This window comes from Streptomyces sp. NPDC085946 (assembly GCF_044540485.1).
Taxonomy (GTDB): domain Bacteria; phylum Actinomycetota; class Actinomycetes; order Streptomycetales; family Streptomycetaceae; genus Streptomyces.
Genome location: NZ_JBITSF010000009.1, coordinates 222,081 through 249,039, shown reverse-complemented (window position 1 = coordinate 249,039; position 26,959 = coordinate 222,081). Strand labels below are relative to the sequence as shown.

The 26,959-nt window shown below is 74.1% G+C and carries 19 protein-coding genes; 5 read left to right on the top strand and 14 right to left on the bottom strand.

Going from position 1 to position 26,959, the window contains the following annotated elements:
* Positions 1-142: 142 nt before the first annotated feature.
* The 4 genes from ACIF8T_RS20205 to ACIF8T_RS20190 form a co-directional block, all read right to left on the bottom strand.
* Positions 143-898 (bottom strand): AIM24 family protein, encoded by a 756-nt coding sequence (locus ACIF8T_RS20205; protein ID WP_400036841.1) that lies wholly within the window; start codon positions 896-898, stop codon positions 143-145.
* 16 nt (positions 899-914) lie between these two features.
* Positions 915-1,595: an AIM24 family protein gene (locus ACIF8T_RS20200; protein WP_400036839.1), complete on the bottom strand. Its 681-nt coding sequence runs from the start codon at positions 1,593-1,595 to the stop codon at positions 915-917.
* A 12-nt stretch (positions 1,596-1,607) separates the two neighbouring features.
* On the bottom strand, positions 1,608-3,368 hold the full coding sequence (locus ACIF8T_RS20195; protein WP_400036837.1) for a TerD family protein: 1,761 nt from the start codon (positions 3,366-3,368) through the stop codon (positions 1,608-1,610).
* 174 nt (positions 3,369-3,542) lie between these two features.
* On the bottom strand, positions 3,543-4,139 hold the full coding sequence (locus ACIF8T_RS20190) for a M48 family metallopeptidase (protein WP_400036835.1): 597 nt from the start codon (positions 4,137-4,139) through the stop codon (positions 3,543-3,545).
* 287 nt (positions 4,140-4,426) lie between these two features.
* Between ACIF8T_RS20190 and ACIF8T_RS20185 the strand changes: the two genes are divergently transcribed.
* Both ACIF8T_RS20185 and ACIF8T_RS20180 read left to right on the top strand, forming a co-directional pair.
* The gene (locus ACIF8T_RS20185) at positions 4,427-5,641 is read left to right on the top strand and encodes a TOMM precursor leader peptide-binding protein (RefSeq protein ID WP_400036833.1); all 1,215 of its coding nucleotides are present in this window, start codon (positions 4,427-4,429) and stop codon (positions 5,639-5,641) included.
* Positions 5,634-7,001: an ABC1 kinase family protein gene (locus ACIF8T_RS20180; RefSeq protein ID WP_400036831.1), complete on the top strand. Its 1,368-nt coding sequence runs from the start codon at positions 5,634-5,636 to the stop codon at positions 6,999-7,001. The genes ACIF8T_RS20185 and ACIF8T_RS20180 overlap by 8 nt, the downstream gene beginning before the upstream one ends.
* 25 nt (positions 7,002-7,026) lie before the next feature.
* On the opposite strand, the gene ACIF8T_RS20175 is transcribed toward ACIF8T_RS20180, so the two are convergent.
* The 5 genes from ACIF8T_RS20175 to ACIF8T_RS20155 all read right to left on the bottom strand — a co-directional run bounded on the left by ACIF8T_RS20175 (position 7,027) and on the right by ACIF8T_RS20155 (position 11,042).
* Positions 7,027-7,254 carry a hypothetical protein gene (locus ACIF8T_RS20175; RefSeq protein WP_400036830.1) on the bottom strand — a complete coding sequence of 76 codons (228 nt, stop codon included), beginning with the start codon at positions 7,252-7,254 and terminating at the stop codon, positions 7,027-7,029.
* A gap of 136 nt (positions 7,255-7,390) precedes the next feature.
* Positions 7,391-7,714, bottom strand: a complete 324-nt coding sequence (locus tag ACIF8T_RS20170; RefSeq protein ID WP_400036828.1) for a hypothetical protein — start codon at positions 7,712-7,714, stop codon at positions 7,391-7,393.
* Positions 7,711-8,079, bottom strand: a complete 369-nt coding sequence (locus tag ACIF8T_RS20165; RefSeq protein WP_381021620.1) for a WhiB family transcriptional regulator — start codon at positions 8,077-8,079, stop codon at positions 7,711-7,713. The genes ACIF8T_RS20170 and ACIF8T_RS20165 overlap by 4 nt, the downstream gene beginning before the upstream one ends.
* Before the next feature lie 173 nt (positions 8,080-8,252).
* Complete coding sequence (locus tag ACIF8T_RS20160; protein ID WP_400036826.1) at positions 8,253-8,576, bottom strand: hypothetical protein; 324 nt, start codon at positions 8,574-8,576, stop codon at positions 8,253-8,255.
* Positions 8,577-8,741: 165 nt separating this feature from the next.
* Positions 8,742-11,042, bottom strand: coding sequence for an ATP-dependent DNA helicase UvrD2 (locus tag ACIF8T_RS20155; RefSeq protein ID WP_400036976.1), 2,301 nt, complete (start codon positions 11,040-11,042; stop codon positions 8,742-8,744).
* A gap of 96 nt (positions 11,043-11,138) precedes the next feature.
* Here ACIF8T_RS20155 and ACIF8T_RS20150 point away from each other — a divergent pair, with 96 nt between their 5' ends.
* Entirely contained in the window at positions 11,139-11,396 is a 258-nt protein-coding gene (locus ACIF8T_RS20150) for a mycoredoxin (protein WP_400036824.1), read from the top strand.
* A 174-nt stretch (positions 11,397-11,570) separates the two neighbouring features.
* Here the strand turns inward: ACIF8T_RS20150 and nudC are convergent, their stop codons facing one another.
* From nudC to ACIF8T_RS20125, 5 genes are all read right to left on the bottom strand, one after another.
* On the bottom strand, positions 11,571-12,515 hold the full coding sequence (nudC, locus tag ACIF8T_RS20145) for an NAD(+) diphosphatase (RefSeq protein WP_400036822.1): 945 nt from the start codon (positions 12,513-12,515) through the stop codon (positions 11,571-11,573).
* Between the two features lie 156 nt (positions 12,516-12,671).
* The gene (locus ACIF8T_RS20140) at positions 12,672-14,120 is read right to left on the bottom strand and encodes a dipeptidase (RefSeq protein WP_400036820.1); all 1,449 of its coding nucleotides are present in this window, start codon (positions 14,118-14,120) and stop codon (positions 12,672-12,674) included.
* A gap of 4 nt (positions 14,121-14,124) precedes the next feature.
* Positions 14,125-17,895 (bottom strand): UvrD-helicase domain-containing protein, encoded by a 3,771-nt coding sequence (locus ACIF8T_RS20135; RefSeq protein WP_400036818.1) that lies wholly within the window; start codon positions 17,893-17,895, stop codon positions 14,125-14,127.
* Between the two features lie 142 nt (positions 17,896-18,037).
* Positions 18,038-21,595 carry an ATP-dependent helicase gene (locus tag ACIF8T_RS20130; RefSeq protein WP_400036816.1) on the bottom strand — a complete coding sequence of 1,186 codons (3,558 nt, stop codon included), beginning with the start codon at positions 21,593-21,595 and terminating at the stop codon, positions 18,038-18,040.
* Positions 21,596-21,861: 266 nt separating this feature from the next.
* Positions 21,862-22,248, bottom strand: a complete 387-nt coding sequence (locus tag ACIF8T_RS20125; protein ID WP_400036814.1) for an MGMT family protein — start codon at positions 22,246-22,248, stop codon at positions 21,862-21,864.
* 186 nt (positions 22,249-22,434) lie between these two features.
* Between ACIF8T_RS20125 and ACIF8T_RS20120 the strand changes: the two genes are divergently transcribed.
* Positions 22,435-25,197 (top strand): lysylphosphatidylglycerol synthase domain-containing protein, encoded by a 2,763-nt coding sequence (locus tag ACIF8T_RS20120; RefSeq protein ID WP_400036812.1) that lies wholly within the window; start codon positions 22,435-22,437, stop codon positions 25,195-25,197.
* A gap of 178 nt (positions 25,198-25,375) precedes the next feature.
* Complete coding sequence (locus ACIF8T_RS20115; protein WP_400036810.1) at positions 25,376-26,923, top strand: alpha/beta hydrolase; 1,548 nt, start codon at positions 25,376-25,378, stop codon at positions 26,921-26,923.
* Positions 26,924-26,959 lie beyond the last annotated feature (36 nt).

Here is a 26,959-nt window from a genome sequence, read left to right as displayed (position 1 = left end):
GGGGGGGGGGGGGGGGGGGGGGGGGGGGGGGGGGGGGGGGGGGGGGGGGGGGGCCGCGCGGGGGGGGGGGGGGGGGGTGCGGGGGGGCGGGGGGGGGGCCCCCCCCGGGGGGGGCCCCCCCTCGCCCGTGGCCGGCGGCCGGTCAGCTCCAGGCGTTGCCCTGGTTCTGGTTCCGGACGCCCTGCTGTCCCATGCCGTACTGGGCGGCGAGGCCCGAGCCGATCTGGGCGTTCTGCGGCGGCAGCAGCTCGCTGGGCTGGACCAGCGCGAAGCCGGTGCCCATGAAGCTGAGCTCCCAGCCCTCACCGGTGTTGCCCCGGCGCCGCCACACCCCGGAGGAGTGCGTCTGGGCCTGCATCTGCACCCGCAGGCCCGTGGACCAGGCGACGATCGCGTCGGCGTCGCAGTTGACGTACTTGTCCGGAGTCACCTGCATCAGCAGCGGCATGCCCGAGGTCATCAGGGCGACCTTGCCGCGGCCGGTGATGTTGAGCTGGTACTTCCCGGAGCCGGAGATGCCGTACAGGCTGTCGACGGCGATGACCTCGTGGTGCAGGGAGGAGTCCATCGCCAGCACGTAGCTGCTGTCGACGGTGAGACCGTCCTGGTCCACCTCCATGACGTGGATGTGCTGCTTGAGGTTGGCGAGGTAGACCGTGCCCTGGCCGTGACAGCGCATCAGGTCCAGGCCCTCGCCGGTGCGCGCACGCGCGCGTGCCTGGTCGCTGCTCCGGTACTCGGCGTCGAACTCGACCATCCCCTGGTAGGCGACCATGGTGCCCTTGCGGGCGAGGATGTCGTCGTGGCCCTCCAGGGCGACGCGCAGCATCTGCTTGTTCTGCAGGCTCCAGCGCTCCTGGGTCTGCTGCTCGTTGTAGGCGAAAATCGGGCTCTGCATGGTGTGTTGCTCCCCCTCAGCCCCGGACCCGGAGGCGGTCGGTGCTGTCCTCGCTGGGCTGGACGACGACGATGCCCTGGCCGGAGAAGGCCATCTGGTAGGCCTCGCCGCTGCCCCGGCCGATCAGCGACTGCGCCCGGAAACTGCGCTTGCCCTTCACCTTGAGGTTCGGGGACCAGGCGACCAGGGCGTCCGGGTCGACGTACGTCTCGTCCTCGCCGCCGCCGCAGTCGACGACGATGGGCTTGCCCCGGGAGGTCAGCGCCACCCAGCCCTGCCCGGAGATCCTGGTGTTCCACAGGCCCTGCCCGGCGAACTTCGCCAGGCCCTTCACCCGCTCGACGCCCCACGTCAGGTGGGCGTCGAAGGCGAGCAGGTTGGTGGCGTTCACGGAGATGCCGTCGCCGTTGAGGTTGATGACGACGACGTTGGCGCCGTAGTCGGCGAGGTAGAGCAGGCCGTCGCCGGAGCACTTCATCAGGGGCGCGCCCTCGCCGGTGACCCAGTCACGCGCGATCTGGCGCACGGCGGGCGGGTTGGGCTCGTACTGGATGAAGCCCTCGTAGGCGACCATCGAGCCCACGCGCGCGAGGAGGTCGTGCCCGGTCTGCAGGGCGACCTTCAGCATGTGGTTGCCGTGGTTCTCCATGCGGGCGGTGACGGGTGCGGGGGCGTGGCCCGCGAGTGGCTGGGTCATGACGGGCTCCCTCTAGACCTCGTACGGCTGGACGACGATGAAGTTGCCGGGGGCTCCCCGGAACTGGAGGTTCACGCTCTCGCCGGTGTCGCCGGGATAGGCGTTGCGGCGCATCCGCACCTGGCTGGAGACGACCACCTGGGCGGCGGCCGACCAGGCGACGACGGCGTTGCAGTCGGCGAAGGTGGTGGGCGTGACGGGCAGGACGACGGGCGTGCCGTGCGTCTTGACGACGATCGTGCCGGTCCCCTGGAACTGCATCGTGAACAGCGCACCGCCGGGGATGCCGTGGCCCTCGATGCGGCGGACCTCGTACTGGAGGCTCTCGTCGAAGGCGAGGACGTTCTCCGCGGAGACGCACACGGCGTCGCCCTGGAGCTCGATCGGGTGCAGCATCGTGGAGTTCTCGGCGAGGAACACCTGGCCCTGGCCCGTGCAGCGCATCAGCTGCATCTCCTGGCCGGTCGCATTGCCCACGATCCGGCCGGCGAACCCGGCGCCCTTGTAGCTGAAGTCGACCTTGCCCTGGTACAGCACCATGCTGCCCTGCCGGGCGAGGACGGGGATGCCGCCGATGCCGAGGTCGACGCGGACCATCTTCTTGTTCTGCTGCGTCCAGCGCTGCCCGGTCGGCGTCTCGCGGAACTGCTGGAGGGCGGCGGCGACCCCGGGGCCCTGCGGTGCGGCGCCCTGCGGTGCGGCGCCCTGGGGTGCTCCGTAGGGCGCCTGCTGGCCCGGGGCCTGGCCGAACGGCGGCTGCTGGCCGTAGCCCGGGGGCGGGGTGGGCTGCTGGCCGTAGCCGGGCGGCGGGGTCTGGCCGTAGCCGGGCGGGGGCGCGGGAGCGTGCGGGGCCGGGGGCGCCTGCGGCTGGGCGTAGCCGGGCGGCGGCGGGGCGGTCTGGCCGGGGGGCGCTCCGTACGGGGCCTGCGGCCCGCCGTAGGGCGCGGCCGGGGCCGGGGCGGGCGGCGGGACGGTTCCGCCGGGCGGGGTGTGCAGGGGCGCGACGATGGTCGGCGCGGCGTGCACGGCGGGCGCGGGCGCCGGGGGCGGAGTGGCTCCGGGCGGGGGCGGGGTGGCGCCCGGCGGGGGTGCGAAGCCCTGGGCGGCGGGCTGGGGGGCGGGCGCCGGCACGGGCGCCGGGGTGCCGGGGGCGCCGAACGCCGGCGGGGCGGCGGGGGCCTGGGCGGGCGGGGCGAAGCCGGGAGCGGCGCCGGCCTGGGGCTGCTGCGGGGCGGGCGCCTCCTCCTCGGCGACCTCGCCGCCGAAGTTCTTCAGCAGCGCGTCGAGCCCGCCGTCGAAGCCCTGCCCGACCGCGGCGAACCGCCACACGTCCTTGAGGTAGAAGTCGCCCAGCATCACGGCCCGCTCGGTGGAGAACTCCGAGCCGTTGAAGGGGTAGCGGGCCACCTCCTCGCCGCCCGCGACGATGCGGAGGTATCCGGGGGAGATCTGCGACATCTGCCCGGCGCCGTCGATCGTCGCCGTGAAGGACAGCTTCCGGATCTGCGGCGGGATCCGGTCCAGCGTCACGCGGAAGGACTCCGTGTCACCCGCCTGCGCCCCCAGGAGCTGAATGGACTCCTCCGGGGACTTCGGCTGGTTGTAGAACACGAAGTAGCGGTCGTCCGAGAGCCGTTCGTCGGCGTCAAGACCGAAGCAGCTGATGTCGAAGGTCATCCCCGGGCCGGAGATCTGCACGCCTACGTACAGATCCGTGCCCGCGGTGAGGTCACTGATCCTGGCCTTGTGGCCGCGTTGGAATTCCCTGGCCATGCGTAACGACCGTCCCCCATCCCGAATGCGAGTGCGTCGCGACAGGCTAACGGCAAATCCGGACACCGGAGGACGTCGGTACAGAGCCGGTACAGAACCCGTGCTCCGCCGTATCCGCTGCTCGGTCCACTGCTCGGCCCGCTGCTCGGCCCGCTGCTCCGCGCGGGAAGGCGGTCACTCGCCCCGCTCGCCGGGAAGGTGCGGCAGCCGCCCGGCGGCCACCACGCCCTCCAGGTAGCCCCTGGCCCGCTCGGTGCGCGGATAGGCCTCCAGCAGCCGCCAGAAGCGGGGGCCGTGGCCGGGCACGAGCAGGTGCGCCAGTTCGTGGAGGAGGACGTAGTCGACGACGTACTCGGGCATCCCCTGCAGCCGGTGCGACAGACGGATGCTGCCCTCCGCCGGGGTGCACGAACCCCAGCGGGTGTTCTGGTTGGTGACCCAGCGGACCGAGGCGGGGCGGGCGCGCCCGTCGAGGTACTGGGCCGACAGCCGCGCGGCGCGCTCGGTCAGCTCGGCGTCCCCGGGCGCGCGTTTGCTCTCCTTGGCCGCCAGTTTGTCGAGCATGACGCGCACCCAGCGCTGCTCCTCCGCCTCGGACATCCGGGCGGGGATGAGCACGACGGTGCGGTCGCCCTCGCGGTACGCGGAGACCGTCCTGCGTCGGCGGGCGCTCCTGCGGACCTCGATCGCGCTCGCCCCCGGGCCGCTCGGCGGCGGGCTCGTCGTGCTGCGCTGGGGCGTCGCGGCGCGGTGCAGTGGGTCGGCGGGCACGCCCCGACGTTACCGGCTGAACACGCCGAAGTCCCTACCGGCCGCACCTGGCGAAGTCCTGCCGGCCGCACACGGCGAATTCCCTGTCGGCCGCACACGGCAAAGTCCCGGCTCCGGAAGGCTCTGGTGCCGGTCGTCCCACCGCACCGGATTCGTACGACGAATCCGCCCGCCTGTGGACAACTTCCGGCGGCCGGCCGCGGATGCGGGCATGCTGGCAGCGCCGGCGGAGCCGTGACCGGGCTCACCGGCGGACGGGGATGAACAAGGACGAACGGGGGCCTGTCGTGCATCCGATGGTGAAGCCCGCGCTCCGGCGCGGCTGGCGCGACCTCAACACGGTGCAGTTCGGTATGACTCCGGCGCACGCGATGACGCTCGGCCCGGTGGACACCGCCACAGGCAGCTTCCTCGACCTGCTCGACGGCACGCGCGGACTGGAGCTCCTGCGCGAGCAGGGACGCCGTCTGGACCTGCCCGACGGCCATGTCGACGGGCTGGTGCGCAGACTGGCGCGGGCCGGCCTCCTGGACGACGCCCGGGGCGGCGGGCCGGACGCCGACGCCCTGCGGAAGAACAAGGAGGTCCTGGACCGGCTGCGCCCCGACCTGGCCTCGCTGTCGCTGACCGCGTCCGGACCGGGTGACGCGGCCAGGACCCTGGCCGCCCGCCGCTCCCTGCGCGTGCAGGTGCGCGGCGCCGGCCGGGTGGGCGCGGTGCTGGCCGCGCTGCTGGCCGGGGCGGGGGTGGGCGAGGTCGACGTGCGCGACGTCGGCCGGGTCGAACCGTGGGACGTCGCCCCGGGCGGCCTGCCCGCGGAGGCGGTCGGCGACCGCAGGGACGAAGCGGCCCGCCGCGCCGCGCGCCGGGCGGCCCCGGACCGGCCGCCGCGCCGTGACGCCGGAGCGCGGGTCGGCGCGAGCGACCCGGGCTTCTCCCTGGTGGTCCTCGCCCCGCGGGACGACGTCGCCGTGCACGCCCCCGACCCGTCCGCCGCGGAACCCCTCCTGTCCTCCGGCACTCCTCATCTGTACGCCGGTGTGGTGGAGGCGACCGGCGTGGTCGGCCCCCTCGTCCTGCCGGGCGAGACGGGCTGCGCGGGCTGTCTCCAGGAGCACCGCACCGACCGGGACCCGACCTGGCCGCGCCTGGTGGCACAGTGGCGCTCCGGAAAGCAGCGCCGGGAACCGCCGTGCGACGTGACACTGGCCACTACGGTGGCCGGACTGGCCGCCGCCCACGCGCTCGCCTTCCTGGACGGCCGGACACCGTCGAGTTCCGGCGCACGCTGGGAAGTCTCGCTTCCCGGCCTCCACTGGCACGCCCGGCCGGTGTGGCCGCACCCCGCGTGCCCGTGCGGGGCCGCGGAGGAAGGTAAGGCGGAACACACCTCCGAGGACGGGGGGTCGCACGCGACAATGGCGGTGCAACGACCGTCGGAGCGACGGTGCCGGCAGGCAGACGCGAAGCGGTCGGCTGGGACTTGGAGGGCGCATGTCTGATCTTCCCCGGAAGGCGGTCACCCGTACCGCCAAGCTCGCCGCGCTCCCGCTCGGCTTCGCCGGCCGGGCGACGTGGGGGCTCGGCAAGCGGATCGTGGGCGAGTCCGCCGAGCTCGTCGGCCGTGAGCTGCAGCAGCGGACGGCCGAGCAGCTGTTCAAGGTGCTCGGTGAGCTCAAGGGCGGCGCGATGAAGTTCGGCCAGGCGCTGTCCGTCTTCGAGTCCGCGCTGCCCGAGGAGGTCGCCGGCCCCTACCGTGCCGCGCTGACGAAGCTCCAGGACGCGGCACCGCCCATGCCGACGCGCACCGTGCACACGGTGCTGGAGGAGCGGCTCGGCACGGACTGGCAAGGGCTGTTCCTGGAGTTCGAGGACAAGCCCGCCGCGGCCGCCTCGATCGGCCAGGTGCACCGGGGAGTGTGGCACGACGGCCGCGAGGTGGCCGTGAAGGTCCAGTACCCGGGCGCCGGCGAGGCCCTGCTGTCCGACCTGAACCAGTTGAGCCGCTTCGCCCGCCTGCTGGGTCCGCTGATCCCCGGCATGGACATCAAGCCGCTGATCACGGAGCTCAAGGACCGCGTCTCGGAGGAGCTGGACTACTCCCTGGAGGCCCAAGCGCAGCGGGCCCACGCCGAGGAGTTCGCCGGCGACCCGGACGTCGTGGTGCCGGACGTGGTGCACCAGTGCGACCAGGTGCTGATCACCGAGTGGATCGACGGGGTCCCGCTGTCGGAGGTCATCTCCCGGGGCACGCAGGAACAGCGTGACCGGGCCGGTCAGCTCCTGGCCCGCTTCCTCTTCTCCGGCCCGGCCCGCACCGGCCTGCTGCACGCCGACCCGCACCCGGGGAACTTCCGGCTGCTGCCCGGCGGCCCCGAGGGCGAGGACGACTGGCGTCTGGGCGTCCTGGACTTCGGCACGGTCGACCGCCTGCCGGGCGGTCTGCCCGCCACCATCGGCGAATCCCTGCGGATGGCCCTCACCGGCGAGGCGGAGGCCGTCTACGACCTCCTCCGTGCGGAGGGGTTCGTCAAGGAGTCCATAGAGCTGGACCCCGACGCCGTCCTCGACTACCTGCTGCCGATCATCGAACCGGCGCAGGTCGACGCGTTCACCTTCACCCGCGGCTGGATGCGCGGCCAGGCGGCCCGCATCGCCGACATCCGCTCCCCCGCCTATCAGCTGGGCAAACAGCTCAACCTGCCCCCGGCGTACCTGCTGATCCACCGGGTGACCCTGAGCACGATCGGGGTGCTGTGCCAGCTGAGCGCGACGGTCCGGCTACGCGACGAACTGGAGGAGTGGCTGCCGGGGTTCGTGCCGGAGGAAGAGGTGGAGGAGGAGCCGGCCGCGGAGGCGTGATCAGCTCCGCTGCCGGTCGCCGGTCTCACCACCACGCCGAGTCCAGGCGCCCCTCGATCGCCCGGAGGTTCTCGCGGGAGCAGGTCGCGCAGAAGTGGCGGCGCGTGCCGTCCTCCACGGAGACGGTCCAGGTGAGCTGTGGCGGTTCGGCCCGGGCGCCGCAGCGGGCGCACACGAGCGGCCCGGACTCCGCGTCGGAGCCGCCGTCGTCACTGTCCCCGCGGCCCCCGCGGTCCCTGGGAAGGCTCGTCATCCGGCGACGGTAGCGCCGTGACCGGCGCGTCGGCGGGTGCAACGCCCGGCGGGGGCCGGTCCGTTCGGTACGGACCGGCCCCCGCCGGGGAGAGCTTCGCCTCCCGTCCGGGAGACCACCGCTTCAGGTGGGACGGTTACTGCATGACCGCCATGGCGAGCGCCCTGCGGGCACGCCGTGAGGCGCGCTCCGCCCGGCGCTGCATCCGGCGGGCGGAGGCCAGGCGCACGGCCTGGCGTTCCTGCTCCGCCTCCTGCAGTCGCTCGTTCATATGCGCACGAGCCAGGGCTTCTGGGATGAGTTGCATCTCTCGGGTCCTGTTCTGACGCGAGTCGTTCGCGCCACTGGTCGTGAAGTCTTCGGTCGCGGAGCCTGCGGGCTCGTGAGTGGACGGCTTCATCGGGGCCTGCTTCTGGGGGTCGTGCGTGAGGGGGCGGTCGATCGTTCCTGCGGTGTTCATGCTGTGACCGGGTTCTTGCGCGGGCGGCCACGCGGCCGCTTGCGGGCGACGACGACGCCCTGGACGAACAGCTCGCCACCCCAGACGCCCCAGGGCTCGCGCCGCTCCTTGGCGCCGGCGAGGCAGGCCTCGATCAGCGGGCAGGTGCGGCAGAGGGACTTGGCGTACTCGACGTCCGCCGGCGACTCCGCGAAGAAGACCTCCGGGTCGTTGGAACGGCAGGGGACGGGCACGCCGAGGTTCTCGATGGCGTCGTCGAGCGCGGTGAGCGCAGTGAGCGGAGTCAAGGTGGAGTCCTCCGTGGGGCCGGGCTTGGGGATCGTTTCCGAAGGCGGTACGGACGGGGCGTGCGCTTCGAGTTGCACGGTTGGTCTTCCTCGTCTGGTCGTTCCGGCCGGTTGGCCGGGGGCGGCTTGGTACCGGGGTCTTTTCTTGTCCCGAGGCCCCTTCGGTCCGCTCTCCCCGTTCGGGGAAAACAGAAGGGCCGCGGATCCCGGATGGGGTTCCGCGGCCCTGAAGGCGCCGGCCTGATCGACGATCAGGCTGGATCACTCCAGGGTTCTGGCCCACGGAAGGCCCACATCAGGTGGTGCTGCGTCGTCTGCTTCCGGAATCCGGCACCGGTCGCCGTAAAGGCATAGGCCTGCGCCTGTGCCGCTACTGCCGCTTCCAGTGCCTTGGTCGGTCGCTCATCGCGCTCACGGACGGGAAGGCCCGCGGGAGCAACGGAGGACGCCGGCCGGGCGGCACGGATGCCGGACAGACCGGTGCCCGGGTTCGAAACGCCGAGCATGCACACGGAGACGGCCGAGGGATCGGTCATTTTCACGGAGCTGATGGAGCTGGTGTTGATGCTGATCACTGGACTCGCCTCCTCTCGGCGTCTCGGGGGACTGGGGTGAGCCAGTCCGGCGGAAATGCAAGTACAACACGGAATCAGGGCCTCCGAGAAGGCCGCTGCTCTCGTGCCTAAGAACCTATGGGGATTGCTGGGGCATGCGCAAACTATTTTTCCGACGAGTTGGGATCACTCTTCCCCGCCCTCCACCGCGACGGGTTGGCCTGCGCAGATGGCCAGAACGTCGGCCCCGTAGCGGTGGTACTTGCGCATGCCGACGCCGGGGATCCGGGCGAGCTCGTGCGCGTCGTCGGGGGCGGCCTCGGCGATGGCCATCAGGGTCTTGTCCGTGAAGACGCAGAATGCGGGCTGGCCGCTGCGCCGGGCCTGCTCGGCGCGCCACTCGCGCAGCCGCTCGTAGAGCCCTTCGTCCATGTCGGAGGGGCAGTCTTCACAGCGCATCAGCTTCATCTCGCCCGCGTCCGTCAGGGTGCGTCCGCAGACCCGGCACCGGGCGGGGGTGCGCTGCTTCCGTCGCGGGGCGGTCGCCCCGGTTCCGGTGAAGCCGCGCTCGATGCCGCCCGTGCCGCCCGCGGTGGTGCGCCCGGTGGTGGTGGCCGTGCCGGGGCGCAGTCCGTCCAGGAAGCGGCTGGGGCGGCGGTTGGGGCGGCCGCCGGGCGAGCGGGAGAGCGCCCAGGAGAGGTGGAGGTGCCGGCGCGCGCGGGTGACGCCGACATAGAGGAGACGGCGCTCTTCCTCGATGTGCTCGTCGGTCTTCGCGTAGGTGATCGGCATCATGCCCTCGGCGACGCCGACCAGGAAGACGACGTCCCACTCCAGTCCCTTGGCCGAGTGCAGGGAGGCGAGGGTGACGCCCTGGACGGTCGGGGGGTGCTGGGCGCCTGCCCGTTCGTCGAGTTCGGCGACGAGGTCGGCGAGGGTGGCGCCCGGTCTGGCGGCGGCGAAGTCCTGGGCGAGGTTGACCAGGGCGGCCAGGGACTCCCAGCGTTCGCGCACGGCGCCGGAGCCCGCCGGGGGCTGCGGGGTCCAGCCCTCCCCCGACAGCACGGCGCGCACCTGGGAGGGCAGGTCGACGGCGTCGTCGAGGAGGGAGTCGTTGCCGCCGAAGCGGGCCGCGCCGCGCAGGGCGATGCCGGCCTTGCGCACTTCGGGACGGTCGAAGAAGCGCTCGGCGCCGCGCAGCTGGTAGGGGACGCCCGCGTCCGCGAGGGCCTGCTCGTAGGTCTCGGACTGGGCGTTGGTCCGGAACAGGACGGCGATCTCGCCGGCCGGGACTCCGGCGTCGATGAGCTCGCGGATGCGGCGGGCGGCGCCCTCGGCCTCGGCGGGCTCGTCGGTGTACTCGGTGAAGACGGGCTCGGGGCCGGCGGGCCGCTGGGAGACCAGCTCCAGGCGGTGGTCGGCGGCGCGGCCCCGGGCCTGGGCGAGCAGGCCGTTGGCGAGGTGGACGATCTGGGGGGTGGAGCGGTAGTCGCGGACCAGCTTGACCACGGTGGCACCGGGGTGGCGGAGGCGGAAGTCCAGCAGGTGGTCGGGGGTCGCCCCGGTGAACGAGTAGATCGTCTGGCTGGCGTCGCCGACCACGCACAGGGTGTCGCGGTCGCCGAGCCACAGCTCCAGCAGCCGCTGCTGCAGGGGGCTGACGTCCTGGTACTCGTCGACGACGAAGTGCTGGTACTGGGCGCGGACCTGCTCGGCGATGTCCTGCCGGTCCTGGAGGATGGCCACCGTCAGCAGCAGGACGTCCTCGAAGTCGATGACACCGCGCTCGCGCTTGAGGTCCTCGTAGGCGGAGTAGAGCTGGGCGATCTCGGCGGGGTCGCGGGGGACTTCGCGGCCGGCCTTGGCGGCGGCCGGCGCGTAGTCCGCGGGGACGGTCTGGGTGACCTTGGACCATTCGATCTCGGCGGTGACGTCCCGCAGCTCGCCCCGGTCGAGACGGATGCGGCAGGCCGCCGCCGCGTCGGCGACGAGCTGGATCTTGCGGTCGACGATCCGGGGCAGGGAGCCGCCGATCGCCTTCGGCCAGAAGTACTGGAGCTGGCGCAGGGCCGCCGAGTGGAAGGTGCGGGCCTGGACACCGGCGGCGCCGAGCTGGCGCAGCCGGCCGCGCATCTCGCCGGCGGCGCGGGCGGTGAAGGTGACGGCGAGCACGCTGGAGGGCGGGAGGATGCCGGCGCGCACCCCGTAGGCGATGCGGTGGGTGATGGCCCGGGTCTTGCCGGTACCGGCGCCCGCCAGCACGCACACCGGTCCGTGCAGGGCGGTGGCCACCTCGCGCTGCTCGGGGTCCAGCCCGTCGAGCACCGCGTCGGCCGAGTCCGGTACCTGCGGGAAGAGCGGGGAGTGCGTTGCTGCTGTCACACGGCCATGCTGCCAGGTCGCCGGAGACGGGTGAGCCGGTTGTCCACAGGCAGGGTCTGATCGTCGTACTGATGCGGCTCGTCGTACTGATGCGGCGGGCGTCATGTGGTCGGGCGGCGCGGCCGGGAATGCTGGCGGTTTCAAGTACGTTCCCCCGGGTGCGAGCACACTTTTCCGAGCCGCCGAAGGAGCACGAGAGACATGCCGGGCACTGTGACGATGTACAGCACGACGTGGTGCGGCTACTGCCGTCGGCTGAAGAGCCAGCTGGACCGCGAGGGCATTGCGTACACCGAGATCAACATCGAGCAGGACCCGGAGTCCGCGGCGTTCGTGGAGAAGGCCAACGGCGGGAACCAGACGGTCCCCACGGTCCAGGTGATCCCCTCCAACGGCGGCACCGAGGTCGTGATGACGAACCCGAGCCTCGCCCAGGTGAAGCAGGCGCTCGGCGTCTGACCGCCGCGGCGCGCGACGCGAGGCCCCTGCCCGGCTCCGTTGGGCGGGGGCCTTCGTCATGTCCTCGGCCGGTGTCCCGGGCCGCCGCCGACGGGCCGGCGGTACGGCTGCCGGCCGGTGGGCGAGGCCACGGGTGATCACCAGGCGGGCCGGTCCGAGGGGTCCGGCTCCGTGTCAGAAGGTGCTTCTGGTCGGCAGGGGCTTGCCGTACCAGAGCTCGATCAGGCGGGCCGCGATCGAGATGCCGTACGGCGGGAGGACCTCGCCGGACTCGAAGGCGGCGCCGAGCTCGTCGCGGGAGAACCAGCGGGCCTCGTGGATCTCGTCCCCGTCGACGTCGATCTCCGTCGAGGTGGCACGGGCCATGAAGCCCAGCATGAGGCTGGAGGGGAAGGGCCAGGGCTGGCTGGCGACGTACTCGACCTGGCCGACGGTGATGCCGACCTCCTCGTGGACCTCGCGGCGCACCGACTGCTCGATGGACTCGCCGGGCTCGACGAAACCGGCGAGCGTCGAGAAGCGGCCCTCGGGCCAGTGCACCTGGCGGCCGAGCAGGATGCGGTCGTCGTCGTCGGTGACGGCCATGATCACGGCCGGGTCGGTGCGCGGGTAGTGCTCGGCGCCGCAGGCCTGGCAGCGGCGGATGTGGCCGGCCGCGGCGATGACCGTGCGCTCGCCGCAGCGGGAGCAGAAGCGGTGGGTGCGCTGCCAGTTCTCCAGGCCGACCGCGTGCACCATCAGGCCGATGTCCCGCGGCGACAGCAGCAGGCCGGCCTCGCGCAGGCCCGCCGGGCGGGCGGAGTCGTCCATGCGGCCGGGCAGGGCGTCCTTCTGCAGGGCGAAGTAGCTGACGCCGTCCTCGTCGATGCCGAGGAAGTACCGGTGCGCCTCGGTGAGCGGCGCCTCGAAGGAGGGGGTCATGACGAGCTCGGTGCGCCCGTCCGGGGTCTCGTCGATGAGGACCTGGCCTCCGGACACCACGAAACAGCGCGTCGAGGGGTGGCTCCACGCCGCCGCGAGCCAGGCCTCGTCGAGCCGGTGGTGCGCGGCCCGGTCGATGCCGCTCGGGGCGGTGAGCGAGATGGGACGGTCGGCGGTGTGGTCGGTCCAGGTGGTCACGGGTGCTTCCAACTCCCCCGGTGGAACGGTCGGTGGCGGCGGGCGGTTCAGCGGGACGTGCGGCGGGAGGCGACCGGGTCCGGCGAAGCTCGGCGGTGCGGGGCGGCTCTTCCAGTGTGCCCCGCGCGGGCTCGCGGTCCGGAGCGCGCGGGGCGGTCAGGGCGCATCGCGCCGCCGCTCGGCGGGGTCCGGCACCGCGCTCCAGTGCTCGGCGAGGTCGCCCCACAGGTAGGCGGTGGTCTCGACGCCCTTGAGGAGCAGGTCCAGCTCGACCTTCTCGTTCGGGGCGTGCCAGCCGTCGGACGGGACGGAGATGCCGAGGAAGAGCACGGGTGCGCCGAGGACGTCCTGCAGGTCCGCGGCCGGTCCGGAGCCGCCCTCGCGGGTGAAGCGGACGGGCGTCCCGAACGCCCGCTCCATGGCCCGTACGACGGACCGCAGGGCGGGGTGGTCCAGCGGGGTCAGACACGGGCGCGTGGCCGAGCCGAAGGCGATCTCGCAGCGGATCCCGGCGGGCACCTGCGCCTCGGCCCAGGCGCGCACGGCCTTCTCCACGTGGTCGGGGTCCTGGCCGGCCACCAGCCGGAAGGAGAGCTTCACCACGGCGGAGGACGGGACGACGGTCTTGCTTCCGGGGCCCTGGTAGCCGCCCCCGATGCCGTTGACCTCGGCGGTGGGGCGGGCCCAGATCCGCTCCAGGGTGGTGAAGCCGGCCTCGCCGTGCACCGCGTGCGACCTGGCCGTGCGCAGCCACTGCCGCTCGTCGAAGGGCAGCTCGGCGAAGAGGGCCCGCTCGCGGTCGGTGAGTTCGACGACGCCGTCGTAGAAGCCGGGGACGGCCACGCGCGCGTGCTCGTCGTGCAGGGCGGCGACCAGGCGGGCGGCGGCCGTGGCCGGGTTGGGGACCGCGCCGCCGAAGGAGCCGGAGTGGATGTCCTGGTCGGGGCCGTACAACCGGATCTCGCACTCGGCGAGGCCGCGCATGCCGGTGCAGACGGTGGGGGTGTCCTCGGACCACATGCCGGTGTCGGAGACGATCACGGCGTCGGCGGCGAGCCGGTCGGCGTGCTGCTCGGCGAGCGCCCGGAAGTGCGGGGAGCCGGACTCCTCCTCGCCCTCGACGAGGAACTTCAGGTGGACGGCCGGGGCGGTGCGGCCGGTGGCGGCCAGGTGGGCGCGGACGCCGAGGGTGTGGAAGAACACCTGGCCCTTGTCGTCGGCCGCCCCGCGCGCGTAGAGGCGGTTCCCGCGGACGACGGGTTCGAAGGGGTCGCTGTCCCAGCCGTCCTCGCGGGCGGCGGGCTGCACGTCGTGGTGGCCGTAGACGAGGACCGTGGGCGCCCCGGGGTCGGCGCAGGGCCACTCGGCGAAGACGGCCGGGGCGCCGGGCGTCTCCCAGACCTCGACGACCGGGAATCCGGTCCGCGTCAGCCGGTCCGCGAGCCACTCGGCGCTGCGCCGGACGTCGCCGGCGTGCTCGGGCTGGGCCGACACCGACGGGATGCGCAGCCATTGTGCGAGGTCGTCGAGGAAGGCGGCGCGGTGCTGCGCTATGTACGTACGGACGGCGCTGACGGCACTGTCAACGGGCTGGCTCATGCTCATGAGCCTATCGGCCCGCCGTGACGTCCCGATCGTGCGGTTCGTCACCGGACGGATCGCGCGGTGCGTCACCGGACGGACCGCGCGGTGCGCGAGCGGGCGCGTGCGGGCCGTCGGCGGGGTGTTCCGCCAGCAGCAGCCGCTCCAGTGCCGCGCGGTCCGGCAGGTCGTCCGGCCGGACGACCTCGCCGCTGCGCACGTACAGGAAGGCGGCGCCGACCGACTCCAGGGGGACCCCCTGCTGCTCGGCCCAGGCGAGCCGGTACACCGCGAGCTGGAGCGGGTCGGCGGTGCGGCCGCGGCCCGTCTTCCAGTCGACGATCTCGTACGTCGCCTGCTCGCCGTCGCCCTCCTTGTAGACGGCGTCGATCCGGCCCCGTACGACGCGGCCGGCGATCGCGAGCTGGAAGGGGGCCTCCACGCGGTAGGGCGTGCGGTGGGCGTACGCGGAGCGTTCGAAGGCGTCCTTGAGGGCCTGCAGGTCGCGTTCGTCGGCGATCTCGGCCTCGCTGCCGGGCAGCTCCTCCGGTTCCAGCATGGGCAGGGTGAGTTCCTCGAAACGGGCCTCGACCCAGGCGTGGAAGCGGGTGCCCCGGCGGGCCGCGGGCTGCGGCGGGCGGGGCATCGGGCGGGCCAGCTCCTGCGCGAGGCCGTCCGGGTCGGCGGCCAGCCGCAGCAGCTGGGACGCCGTGAGCGAGGCGGGCAGGGGGACCTCGGTGACGCTCGCGCGGGCGCGCAGCAGCTCGCCGGTGAGGGCGTCGAGGTCGCGGTCCCAGGAGGCGACGACGCGGGCTTCCTCGGGGGTGAGGGGTTCCGGCTCCGCGGGGTGGGGGCGGGCGCCCTCGCGCCCGAGGGGGTGCCCGGCCGGCTCCGGGGGCGGCGCCTGGTGGGGCACGGTCGGGCGGCGGGCCGGGCGGTCGGCCGGGTGGCCGGACCCGGGAGCGGTCGCCGGACCGGCCGGGCGGCCGGCCGGCCACGACTCCCGGTCGTCCGGGTCGTCCGGATCGGCCGTCGGCGGCATCGGTGACATCGGCGACGGGGCATCGGCCGGGAACAGCTCGTCCGGCGGGAACGGATCGTCCTCCGGGAAGGGCTCGTCCGCCGGGTAGGCCTCGTCCCCCGGGAAGGGCTCGTCCGGGAAGGGGGGACCGGCTTCCTCGTAGCCGGGCCCGTGGCCGGGCCCGTAGCCGGCTTCGTCGTCCGGTGGCGGGGGCCAGTCGGGGTCGTCGTGGCTGCCGGGGTCGTGTGCGGCGGCGGGGCGGCCGTCCTGGTGGGCGGCGAGCCTCTCCAGGTGGGCGAGGACGGTGTCCGCGGCCGCCCGGCGCCGGGCGAGGGCCGTCCCGTCCAGGGGCAGGGGCCACACCTGGTCGGCGGTCGCCCGGTGCAGGGCGGGGTTCTCCTCGTCCTCGGCGGGCTCGTCCGCCCACACCTCGATCTCGCCGTGCCCGGCCGCGCAGTGCTCGTACAGCGCCTGGAGGAACGCGGACGGTCCGCGCGGCCTCTTCTGGGCGGGACCCCACCAGTGGCCGGAGCCCAGGAGCAGGGAGCGGGGGCGGGTGAAGGTGACGTAGCCGAGGCGGAGCTCCTCGGTGTGCTGGTGCTCCTTCATCGCCTCCTGGAAGGCCTTCAGGCCGCGGGAGTCCCAGGCGTCGACGTCGGGCAGGGTGTCGGCGTCGCCGCGCAGCGCGTGCGGCAGCACCTTGCCCTGCGCGGTCCACTTCTCACGGCCCCGGGTGCTGGGGAAGGTGCCGGTGACCAGGCCGGGGACGGCGACGACGTCCCACTCCAGGCCCTTGGACTTGTGCGCGGTGAGCACCTTGACGGTGTTCTCGCCGCCGGGCAGGGCGTTGTCGAGGCCCTTCTCGTACTGGGCGGCGGTGCGCAGGAAGCCGAGGAAGGCGAGGAGGGTCGCCTCGTTGTCGCCGGCGGCGAAGGAGGCGGCGATGTCCAGGAAGTTCGACAGGGTCTCGCGGCGGCGGGCGGCCAGGGCGTGCGGGGACGCCGACAGCTCGACCTCCAGGCCGGTGACGGCCAGGACGCGGTGCAGGACGTCCATCAGCGGGTCGGACAGGGAGCGGCGCAGGTCGCGCAGCTCGGCCGCCAGGCGCGCGAAGCGCACGCGCGCGTCCGGCGAGAAGGGCAGCCCGTCGTCGTCCCCGCGCCCGTCCAGCGGGGTTTCGAGGAAGGTGTCGAGGGCGTCGGCGAGCGAGATCACCTCGGACGGGTCGACCCCTTCGACGGCCTCGGCGAGCCGGCGGTCGGGGTCGTCGTCGCCGTCCGCGCGCGCGTGGGACACCAGCAGCCGGGCCCGCCGCCCCAGCAGGGCGAGGTCGCGCGGGCCGATGCGCCAGCGGGGACCGGTCAGCAGCCGCACCAGGGAGGCGTTGGCGCCGGGGTCCTGGAGGACCTCGCAGACGGCGACCAGGTCGGCGATCTCGGGCAGGTGCAGCAGCCCGGAGAGGCCGACCACCTCGACGGGGAGGTCGCGGGCCACCAGCGCGCCCTGGATCTCGGCGAAGTCGGTGGCCGTCCGGCACAGGACGGCGATCTCCCCGGGCGGCGTGCCGGTGCGCACCAGGTGGGCCAGGGAGTCGGCGATCCACTCGATCTCCTCGGCGTGGGTGCGCAGCAGGGCGCAGCGGACCAGGCCGTCGCGTTCGGCGCCGGGGGCCGGGCGCAGGGCCTCCACGCCCGCGTGCAGGGCGCGCAGGGGCTCGGCGAGGCCGTTGGCGAGGTCGAGGATGCGGCCGCCGCTGCGGCGGTTCTCGCTGAGCGCCTGGCGGGCGGCGGGGCGGCCGTCGGCGCGCGCGAAGTGCTCGGGGAAGTCGTCGAGGTTGGCGACGGAGGCGCCGCGCCAGCCGTAGATCGCCTGGCAGGGGTCGCCGACGGCGGTCACGGGGTGGCCGGTGCCGCCGCCGAACAGGCCGGCCAGCAGGACGCGCTGGGCGACCGAGGTGTCCTGGTACTCGTCGAGGAGGACGACGCGGAACTCCTCGCGCAGGACGCGGCCCACCTCCGGGATCGCGGCCAGCCGCGCCGAGAGGGCGATCTGGTCGCCGAAGTCGAGCAGGTCGCGTTCGCGCTTGGCGGCCCGGTAGCGGATCACCAGGTCGGCGAGTTCCCGCCGGGCGGCCGCCGCCTCGGGGACCTTGCGCAGGTCGGCGTTGCCGAGCTTGACGCCCTCCAGGCCGCGCAGCAGCTCGGCGTCCCAGGCGCGCAGCTCCCGGGGGTCCACGAGGTGCTCGGCCAGCTCGGCGTCGAGGGCCAGGAGGTCGCCGACCAGGTCCGCGAAGGAGCGGGTGAGTGCCGGGTAGGGTCCGGGGGCTTCGCGCAGCACGCGCGCGGCGAGCTGGTAGCGGGTGGCGTCGGCGAGCAGACGGGACGTCGGCTCCAGGCCGAGGCGCAGGCCGTGGTCGGTCAGCAGGCGGCCCGCGAAGGAGTGGTACGTGGAGATCACCGGCTCGCCCGGCGGGTTGTCCGGGTCGATCACGTCCGGGTCGGTGACGCCGGCCTTGACCAGCGCCTTGCGGACCCGTTCGGCGAGTTCCCCGGCGGCCTTGTTGGTGAAGGTGAGGCCGAGCACCTGCTCCGGGGCGACCTGGCCGGTGCCGACCAGCCACACCACGCGTGCCGCCATCACCGTCGTCTTGCCCGAGCCGGCCCCGGCCACGATCACCTGCGGGGCGGGCGGCGCGGTGATGCAGGCCGTCTGCTCCGGGGTGAACGGGATGCCGAGGAGCTCCTTGAGCTGGTCGGGATCGGTGATACGGGAGGGCACCCAGAGAGGCTAGCGGCGGTCACCGACAGCCGGTGCCCGATCGGCCCGGCGGGAGTGCGGAAGCGCAGGTCAGCACGGGAGGTGCGGTACGTCACTCCGGTGGTGCCGGTGCATGCCGTTCCGCCCTGCCCGCGCCGCCCGGTCACTCCACGACGTGCCGCCCCTCCGGCCGCGCGCTGCACGACGCCCGGAACGCGCAGTGCGCGCAGTGCTGCCCGGCGGTCGGGGTGAACCGCTCGTCGAGGACCTTGCCGGCGGCGGTGGCCAGCAGCTCGCCGACCCACTCCCCCGCCTCCCCGCGCAGGGCGTCCTGGGCCTGCACCTTGGGCAGCGTCTCGCCGCCGTCGCGCCTGGCGGCGCCCTGGCGCAGCTGGACCAGTTCGGCGCCGCCGGGCTCGGGGCGCTGTCCGTCGAACACCTCGTCGAGGGCGCCCTCGCGGACGGCGAGCTGGTAGACGGCGAGCTGCGGGTGGCGGGCCACCTCGGCGGCGGTGGGCGCCTGCTTGCCGGTCTTGAAGTCGACGACGTAGGCACGGCCGTCGCCGTCCGCCTCGACGCGGTCCATCTGGCCCCGGATGCGCACCTCGTAGTCGCCCGCTCCGAGGGTGACGTCGAAGTCGTGCTCGCTGGCCACCGGCCTGCGCCCGGCGCGGTCCATGACGTGCCACTTCAGGAAGCGTTCGAGCGCCACGCGCGCGTGCTCCTTCTCCTGCGCCGACTTCCACGGGGCGTCGAAGGCCAGCGCGTTCCACACGGAGTCGAGCCGCTCCATGAGGACGGCGAGGTCGGCCGGGGTGTGCCCGGAGGCGACCTCGTCGGCGAGGACGTGCACCACGTTGCCGAAGCCCTGGGCGGCGGTGGCGGGCGCGTCGGCCTTCACCTCGCGGCCCAGGAACCACTGCAGGGCGCAGGTGTTGGCGAGCTGGTCGAGGGCGCTGCCGGAGAGGACGACGGGCTGGTCGCGGTCGCGCAGCGGCACCCTGGACTCGGTCGGTTCGAACATGCCCCACCAGCGGTAGGGGTGGGCGGACGGCACCAGGGGGCGGCCGTCGTCGTCGGCGAGCGCGGCGAGCCGGGCCAGGCGGCGGGCGGCGGCCCGGCGGAGGGCCTCGGACACGCGCGGGTCGACGGTCGTGGCGCGCAGCTCGGCGACGAGCGCCGCGACGGACAGCGGGCGGCGCGGGCGGCCCGTGACGTCCCGGGGTTCGACGCCGAGCTCGGTCAGGAACCGGGAGGGCTGGTCGCCGTCGTCGGCGGGTGCCTTCACGGCCGTGACGACGAGGCGCTCGCGCGCGCGCGTGGCGGCGACGTAGAACAGGCGGCGCTCCTCGGCGAGCAGGGCTCCCGGGGTGAGCGGCTCGGCGAGTCCGTCGCGGCCGATGCGGTCGGCCTCCAGCAGGGAGCCGCGGCGGCGCAGGTCCGGCCACAGGCCCTCCTGGACGCCCGCCACGACGACGAGGCGCCACTCCAGGCCCTTGGAGCGGTGGGCGGTCATCAGGCGCACAGCGTCGGGCCGCACGGCGCGCCGGGTGAGGGTGTCGGCGGCGATGTCCTCCGCCTCGATCTCCTCCAGGAAGTTCAGCGCGCCCCGGCCGCCGGAGCGCTCCTCCGCGCGTGCGGCGGTGGCGAACAGCGCGCACACGGCGTCCAGGTCGCGGTCGGCGTTGCGGCCGGCCGCGCCGCCGCGCCGGGCGGCCCGCTCCAGCCGGGCGGGCCACGGCGTGCCCTCCCACAGGTCCCACAGCGCCTCCTCGGCCGTCCCGCCGCCGGCCAGACGCTCGCGGGCCTTGCGCAGCAGGGCGCCCAGCCGCTGGGCGCCCCGCGCGTACGCCGGGTCGTGGACGGTCAGGCGCTCCGGCTCGGCCAGCGCCCGTGCGAGCAGGTCGTCCGAGGGGGGCGGCAGCGGGTTGCCCGCGGCCCGCTCCTCCTCGCGCAGGGCCCTGCCGAGGCGGCGCAGGTCGGCGGTGTCCATGCCGGCGAGCGGGGAGGTGAGCAGGGTCAGAGCGGTTTCGGTGTCGAGCCAGCAGCCGTCCTGTCCGGACGCCCGGTCGCCGGGTGCCGCGTCACCGGCTGCCGCGTCACCGGCTGCCTCATCACCGGCCGGCTCTTCGCCCCGTGCCGCGTCACCGAGTGCGTCGTCACCAGGTGCTTCATGGTCACGTGCTTCATGGTCAGGTGCCACGTCACCGGACGCCTCACCGCCAGGTGCTGCATGACCAGGCACCGCGTCACCGGACGCCTCACCGCCGGGCGCCTCTTCACCGGGTGCCCCGTCTCCGCGCGGCGGCTGCCCGGGCTCCGGGCCCGCCTCCGCCCCGGCCACCGCCCGCAGGGCCGTCAGCAGCGGCGCCACCGCCGGCTCGTGGCGCAGCGGCAGGTCGTCGCCGTCGACGTCCAGGGGGACACCGGCCGAGGTGAGCGCGCGGCGGACCGCCGGGATGGTGCGGGCGCCCGCGCGCACCAGGACGGCCATCTCGCCCCACGGGACGCCGTCCTCCAGGTGGGCGCGGCGCAGGATGTCGGCGATGTTGTCCAGCTCCGTGCCGGCCGTCGGGTACGTGTACACCTCCACCCGGCCCCCCTCCCGGACCGGGGCGAGCTCGCGGTGGGCCCGGACCTTCTCGGCGGGCAGGCGGGGCAGCGGCATGCGCCGGGTCAGCAGCCGGGTGGCGGCGAGCAGGGCGGCCCCGGAGCGGCGGGACGTGCGCAGGACCTCGACGGGCGCGGGGCGGCCGTCCGCGCGCGGGAAGGCGTACGGGAACTCCAGGATGCCGTTCACGTCCGCGCCGCGGAACGCGTAGATCGACTGGTCGGGGTCCCCGAACGCGACGAGGGTGCGGCCCCCGCCCGCGAGGGCGCGCAGGAGCCTGACCTGGGCCGGGTCGGTGTCCTGGTACTCGTCCACGTAGACGGCGTCGTACCGGGCCGCGAGCTGCGCGGCGGTCTCGGGGCGGCGGGCGAGGAGGACGGCGCGGTGGACGAGCTCGGCGTAGTCCAGCACGCCCTGCAGGTCGAGCACGTCGAGGTACTCGGCGAGGAAGGCGGCCGCGGCCCGCCAGTCGGGGCGGCCGATGCGGTGGGCGAAGGCGTCCAGGGCCTCGGGGCCGAGACCCAGTTCGCGGCTGCGGGCGAGGACCGCGCGGACCTCGTCGGCGAAGCCGCGGGTGGTCAGGCAGGCGCGCAGGTCGTCCGGCCAGCGCACGTGCGCGAGACCGAGCCGCTCCAGATCCACCTGGCCCGCGAGCAGCTCCCGGACGGTGACGTCCTGCTCGGGGCCGGAGAGCAGCCGCAGGGGCTCCGTGAACAGGGCGCTGTCCTGGTGGGCGCGGACCAGGGCGTAGCTGAACGAGTGGAACGTCGTCGCCTGGGGGGCGCGCGCCGCTCCTATGCGCAGCGCCATGCGGTCCCGCAGCTCGACGGCGGCCTTGCGGCTGAAGGTCAGCACCAGGATGCGCTCGGGGTCCCCGCCCCGGGCGATGCGCTCGGCCACCGACTCGACCAGGGTGGTGGTCTTGCCGGTGCCGGGACCCGCGAGAACGAGCAGTGGTCCGGTGCGGTGGTCAACCACGGAGCGCTGTGCGGCGTCCAGACGAGGGGGGTCCGTCCGGGGCGGCGGGGTACGAACCAGTCGGTAAGCGCCGTGGTTCCCCCGTCGCGCACGGGTGTGCGACAGGTCACTCGTGGAGAAGGAGGAGCTCACGTGGTTCGCCGGTCCTGGAGGGTGTGCTGGTCGGTGCGCCACCGCGTGCGGACGGCGGTGGCCGGGGGGTGAGGGGGGCACGCGCGGCCGACGCTACGCCGACGGAGAGGGCGGAAGCAGGGGTTCCCCTTCTTCCCTCCCGGCACGGTCGGCACATCCGGCACGTGTGCCCCTCGCCTTTCGAACGTACGTCATGCCACGGACGTGCTCCTCTTCCCCCGATCGGATCACGGGTCACACGGCGGGCCGCCAGATGGCGGAAGCTGTCAGGTGTGACCGTCCGCGCGTTCGCCGCCGTCCCAGCGCGCCCGCCTCATGTCGATGCGCGGCAGGTGTCCCTCGGTGGCCCTGCCCGCGTCCCTCAGGGGCGTGCCCTCCTCGCGGTAGTGGCCGAGCGCCCGCAGTTCGTGGCCCGGCAGCAGGACGCCGTCGGCCCGCACCACGCGCCACCACGGCACCGCTCCCCCGTACAGGGCCATCACGCGGCCCACCTGGCGGGGCCCGCCCTCCCCCAGCCATTCGGCCACGTCGCCGTACGTCATGACGCGGCCGGCCGGGATCAGGTCGGCGACCTCCAGGACGCGCTCGGCGTACTCGGGCAGGGCGTCCGCGTGCTCCGCGCGGGCGTCCCGGGGAAGGCTCTGCTCGCTCATCCGCCCCATCCTGCCCCACCCCACCGACAACGCGACGCGCTCGCGACGGTGGTCGCCCCTCGCCCGAAAGCGACGCTTCGGGCAGACTGTCCGCCCCCGCATGTGCACCCTGATGCCCCCGTGTGTCGGTGCGGCATGCCACCATCGTGCGGGCGGTGACCGGTGATACGAGACCAAGAAGAGACGATGAAGCAGCAGGGTGCGCACCCCGGGGACACGGAGGGCCCCTCTGACGCTTCGTCGCGCCCGGACGCCCCGGGCCCGGACGCCGAGACCGGGGACGCCGGCAAGGGGGCGACCGGGAAGAGGCCCCCCGGGGACGCCGGCACCGGCGGCCCCGACGACGCGGACACGGCCCACGTCGACGAGGTCGAGGGCGACGAGCCGCTGCTCCCCGCGCGCGTGCACCGGCCCTCCGACCTGATGCGCCTCCTGGTGGGCGTGCTCGCCGTGGTCGTGCTGCTCGCGATCGCCGCGTTCGCGCACGGCACCACCTCGGGCCTGGAACAGGACATCAACAAGGGGACCGGTCAGGCCCCCGACCTGCTCATCAAGATCGCGGGCCTGGCCTCCAGCATCGCGATCCTGCTGGTGCCCGTCGCCTTCGCCATCGAACGCCTGATCAAACGGGACGGGCTGCGGATCGCCGACGGCGTGCTCGCGGCGGTCCTCGCGCACGGTGTGACCCTGGCCACCGACCTGTGGGTCGCCAGGGCCGCCCCCGACTCGATCCAGGAGGCGCTCACCCAGCCCTCCCCCGGCGACATCCAGGCGCTGACCGATCCGGTGCACGGCTACCTGGCCCCTGTCATCGCGTACATGACCGCCGTCGGCATGTCGCGCCGGCCCCGCTGGCGCGCGGTCCTGTGGGTCGTGCTGATGCTCGACGCCTTCTCGATGCTCGTCACCGGGTACACCACCCCGTTCTCGATCATCCTGACCGTGCTGATCGGCTGGACCGTGGCCTACGGCACGCTGTACGCGGTCGGCTCGCCCAATGTCCGCCCCACCGGGCAGACGCTGATGGCGGGCCTGCGCAGGGTCGGCTTCCGCCCGGTGAGCGCGTCCCGCGAGGAGGCGTCGGACACTCTGGAGACCGGCGACCGCGGCCGGCGCTACTTCGTCACCCTGGAGGACGGTCCGCCGCTGGACGTCACGGTGGTCGACCGGGAGCAGCAGGCCCAGGGGTTCTTCTACCGCGCGTGGCGCAACCTGACCCTGCGCGGCTTCGCCACCCGCAGCAGCCTCCAGTCGCTGCGCCAGGCCCTGGAGCAGGAGGCGCTGCTGGCGTACGCGGCCATCGCGGCCGGCGCCAACGCCCCCAAGCTGATCGCCACCTCCGAGCTCGGCCCCGACGCCGTGATGCTCGTCTACGAGCACAGCGGCGGGCGCACCCTGGACTCGCTGGACGACGAGGAGATCACCGACGGGCTGCTGAGCGACACCTGGCACCAGGTCAGGGCCCTGCAGTCGCGGCGCATCGCGCACCGCCGGCTGGTCGGCGACGCCATTCTGGTGGATCGTTCCGGCACGGTGATCCTCACCGACCTGCGCGTCGGCGAGATCGCGGCGGGCGACCTGCTGCTGCGCATGGACATCTCCCAGCTGCTGGTCACGCTGGGCCTGCGGGTGGGCGCCGAACGCGCGGTGGCCTCGGCGGTGAGCGTGCTCGGCCCCGACGCCGTGGCGGACTGCCTGCCGATGCTCCAGCCCATCGCGCTCAGCCGCTCCACGCGCGCGACCCTGCGCAGACTCGCCCGGGAGCGGGCGCAGCGCGAGCGCGAGGCCGTCCTGGAGGCCTCCCGGCAGGCCAAGCAGGCCCGCCTGGCGGAGGGCGGTGACGCCGGGCCGGAGCCCGACAAGCCGGACAAGAAGGCCGTCCGCGCGGAGCAGCGGGCCGAGAAGCGGGCCATCGACGAGGCGCTGGAGGAGGCGCGCGAGGAGGACCTGCTCACCCAGATCCGGCACGAGGTGCTGCGCATCCGGCCGCAGGCCCCGGTCGAGCCGGCCCGCCTGGAGCGGGTCCGGCCGCGCACCCTGCTCAGTTTCATCGCCGGTGCCATCGGCGCCTACTTCCTGCTGACGCAGCTCACCCACATCGAGTTCGGGCCGCTCATCGCGAACGCCGAGTGGGGCTGGGTGGCCGCGGCCGTGCTGTTCTCGGCGGCCAGCTACTTCGCGGCGGCGATGGCCCTGCTGGGGTTCGTGCCCGAGCGGGTGCCGTTCCTGCGGACCGTGGCGGCGCAGGTCGCCGGGTCGTTCGTGAAGATCGTCGCCCCGGCGGCGGTCGGCGGCGTCGCCCTGAACACGCGGTTCCTGCAGCGCGCGGGGGTGCGGCCGGGGCTCGCGGTGGCGAGCGTGGGCGCCTCGCAGCTGTTCGGGCTGGGCTGCCACATCCTCATGCTGCTCGCCTTCGGCTACCTCACCGGTACCGAGAAGACGCCGTCGCTGTCGCCGTCCCGGACGGTCATCGCCGGTCTGCTGACGGTGGCGGTGCTGGTGCTCGTGGTGACCTCGGTGCCGTTCCTGCGGAAATTCGTCGTCACGCGCGTGCGGTCGCTCTTCGCGGGGGTCGTGCCGCGCATGCTCGACGTGCTGCAGCGGCCGCAGAAGCTGGTCACCGGCATCGGCGGCATGCTGCTGCTGACCGCCTGCTTCGTGATGTGCCTGGACGCCTCGATCCGGGCGTTCGGCGACGAGACGACCTCGATCAGCCTGGCCAGCGTCGCCGTGGTCTTCCTCGCGGGCAACGCGCTCGGCTCGGCGGCGCCGACCCCCGGCGGTGTGGGCGCGGTGGAGGCGAGCCTGACCATCGGCCTGATCGCCGTCGGACTCCCCAAGGAGGTCGCCGCCCCCGCGGTGCTGCTGTTCCGGCTGCTGACCCTGTGGCTGCCGGTGCTGCCCGGGTGGCTGGCGTTCACCCACCTCACGCGCAAGGAAGCGCTGTAGCGCGGCCCGCCCCCGCGGTACGGCCCGTCTCACGCGCGGGGAAGCGCCCCGGCGTCCGCCCCGCCTCCCGCGCGGAAGGCGCCGTGACCCGCGCGCCCGAGGAAGCACTCGCCGGGCCCCTTACCTCGTACGGCCCGTGGCCCGCGCGCTCCGCCCCGCGGGGACGCAGGATGGGAACATGCCCGCCCCCTTCCGGCCGCGCGCCGCCGCCCTCGCCCTCACCGCCGTGCTGCTGTCCGCCCCGCTGGCCGGCTGCGGCGGGGACGAGGACAAGGACGAGGACCTGACGCAGCAGGAGCTGAGCTGGGAGGAGTGCCCGGACCCGTCCGAGGCGCAGGGCGGCGGCAACGCGCCCTCGCCGCTGCCGGACGACGGCGAGTGGCAGTGCGCGACCATGAAGGTTCCCCTGGACTGGGACGAACCCCGGGGAGACACGATCGAGCTGGCCCTGATCCGGGTGCGTACCACCGGCGAGCCGAACCGGCGGATCGGTTCGCTCGTCTTCAACTTCGGCGGCCCCGGCGGCTCGGGCGTCACGACCCTGCCCGCCTTCGGCGAGGACTACGCGAAACTGCGCACCCGCTACGACCTGGTCAGCTTCGACCCGCGCGGGGTCGGCCGCAGCGCCCCCGTGATCTGCGAGAACGACCAGCAGCTCGACGCGTACTTCCAGCAGGACGCGACCCCCGACGACGCCGCCGAGCGCACCGAGTACGTGGCGGGCACCGAGGAGTTCAACGAGGCCTGCGAGGAGCGCTCCCGGAAGATGCTGCCGCACGTGCGCACCACCGACGCGGCCCGCGACCTGGACCTGATGCGCCGGGTCCTCGGCGACGACAAGCTGCACTACTTCGGCGTCTCCTACGGCACCGAACTCGGCGGCGTCTACGCCCACCTGTTCCCCCGGAACGTGGGCCGGGCCGTCTTCGACGCGGTCGTCGACCCGACCCAGACCCCCGAACAGGGCTCGCTCGCCCAGGCGAAGGGCTTCCAGCTCGCGCTGGACAACTTCGCCGAGGACTGCGTCTCGCAGGCCGAGGACTGCCCCATCGGCGACAGCGCCCAGGACGTGAAGGACCGGATCGCGAGGCTGCTGGAGGAGCTCGAGGACAGGCCGCTCCCGGGCGTCTTCCCCCGCGAGCTCACCCAGACCGCGGCGACCGGCGGCATCGCGCAGGCCCTGTACTCGAAGGAGTTCTGGGCGTACCTCACCGACGGGCTCCAGCAGGCGTACGCCGGTGACGGCAGGACCCTGATGCTGCTGGCCGACTCGCTCAACGGGCGCAGCGAGAACGGCGAGTACAGCAACCTCGTCGCGGCCAACGTCGCCATCAACTGCGCCGACGACAGGCCGCGGTACGACGTCGCGTACGTCCAGCGCAGGCTGCCTGAGTTCCGGGCCGCCTCCGAGCTGTTCGGCGAGTTCCTCGCCTGGTCCATGCTCAGCTGCACCGGCTGGCCGGTGGCGGGCGCCGCCGACCATCCCGACGTGAGCGCCCCGGGCGCGCCGCCCATCCTGGTCATCGGCAACACCGGCGACCCGGCGACCCCGTACGAGGGCGCGCGGAAGATGGCGCGGGAGCTGGGCGAGGGGGTCGGTGTGGAGCTGACGTACCGGGGCCAGGGGCACGGTGCGTACGACAGCGGGAACACGTGCGTGCGGGACGCGGTGGACGGCTACCTGCTGGACGGGAAGGTGCCCGCGCCCGGAACCGTGTGCGAGTGACACGGCAGCCGACTCGGAACGACAAAAGGGCAGGTC

What these genes read in the sequence shown, in the direction of transcription:
- ACIF8T_RS20205 (WP_400036841.1), bottom strand. Translation starts at nt 898, where the DNA reads ATGCAGAGCCCGATTTTCGCCTACAACGAGCAGCAGACCCAGGAGCGC.
- ACIF8T_RS20200 (WP_400036839.1), bottom strand. Translation starts at nt 1,595, where the DNA reads ATGACCCAGCCACTCGCGGGCCACGCCCCCGCACCCGTCACCGCCCGC.
- ACIF8T_RS20195 (WP_400036837.1), bottom strand. Translation starts at nt 3,368, where the DNA reads ATGGCCAGGGAATTCCAACGCGGCCACAAGGCCAGGATCAGTGACCTC.
- ACIF8T_RS20180 (WP_400036831.1), top strand. Translation starts at nt 5,634, where the DNA reads ATGTCTGATCTTCCCCGGAAGGCGGTCACCCGTACCGCCAAGCTCGCC.
- ACIF8T_RS20175 (WP_400036830.1), bottom strand. Translation starts at nt 7,254, where the DNA reads ATGACGAGCCTTCCCAGGGACCGCGGGGGCCGCGGGGACAGTGACGAC.
- ACIF8T_RS20170 (WP_400036828.1), bottom strand. Translation starts at nt 7,714, where the DNA reads ATGAACACCGCAGGAACGATCGACCGCCCCCTCACGCACGACCCCCAG.
- ACIF8T_RS20155 (WP_400036976.1), bottom strand. Translation starts at nt 11,042, where the DNA reads ATGACGCCCGCCGCATCAGTACGACGAGCCGCATCAGTACGACGATCA.
- ACIF8T_RS20150 (WP_400036824.1), top strand. Translation starts at nt 11,139, where the DNA reads ATGCCGGGCACTGTGACGATGTACAGCACGACGTGGTGCGGCTACTGC.
- ACIF8T_RS20140 (WP_400036820.1), bottom strand. Translation starts at nt 14,120, where the DNA reads ATGAGCATGAGCCAGCCCGTTGACAGTGCCGTCAGCGCCGTCCGTACG.
- ACIF8T_RS20125 (WP_400036814.1), bottom strand. Translation starts at nt 22,248, where the DNA reads ATGAGCGAGCAGAGCCTTCCCCGGGACGCCCGCGCGGAGCACGCGGAC.
- ACIF8T_RS20120 (WP_400036812.1), top strand. Translation starts at nt 22,435, where the DNA reads ATGAAGCAGCAGGGTGCGCACCCCGGGGACACGGAGGGCCCCTCTGAC.
- ACIF8T_RS20115 (WP_400036810.1), top strand. Translation starts at nt 25,376, where the DNA reads ATGCCCGCCCCCTTCCGGCCGCGCGCCGCCGCCCTCGCCCTCACCGCC.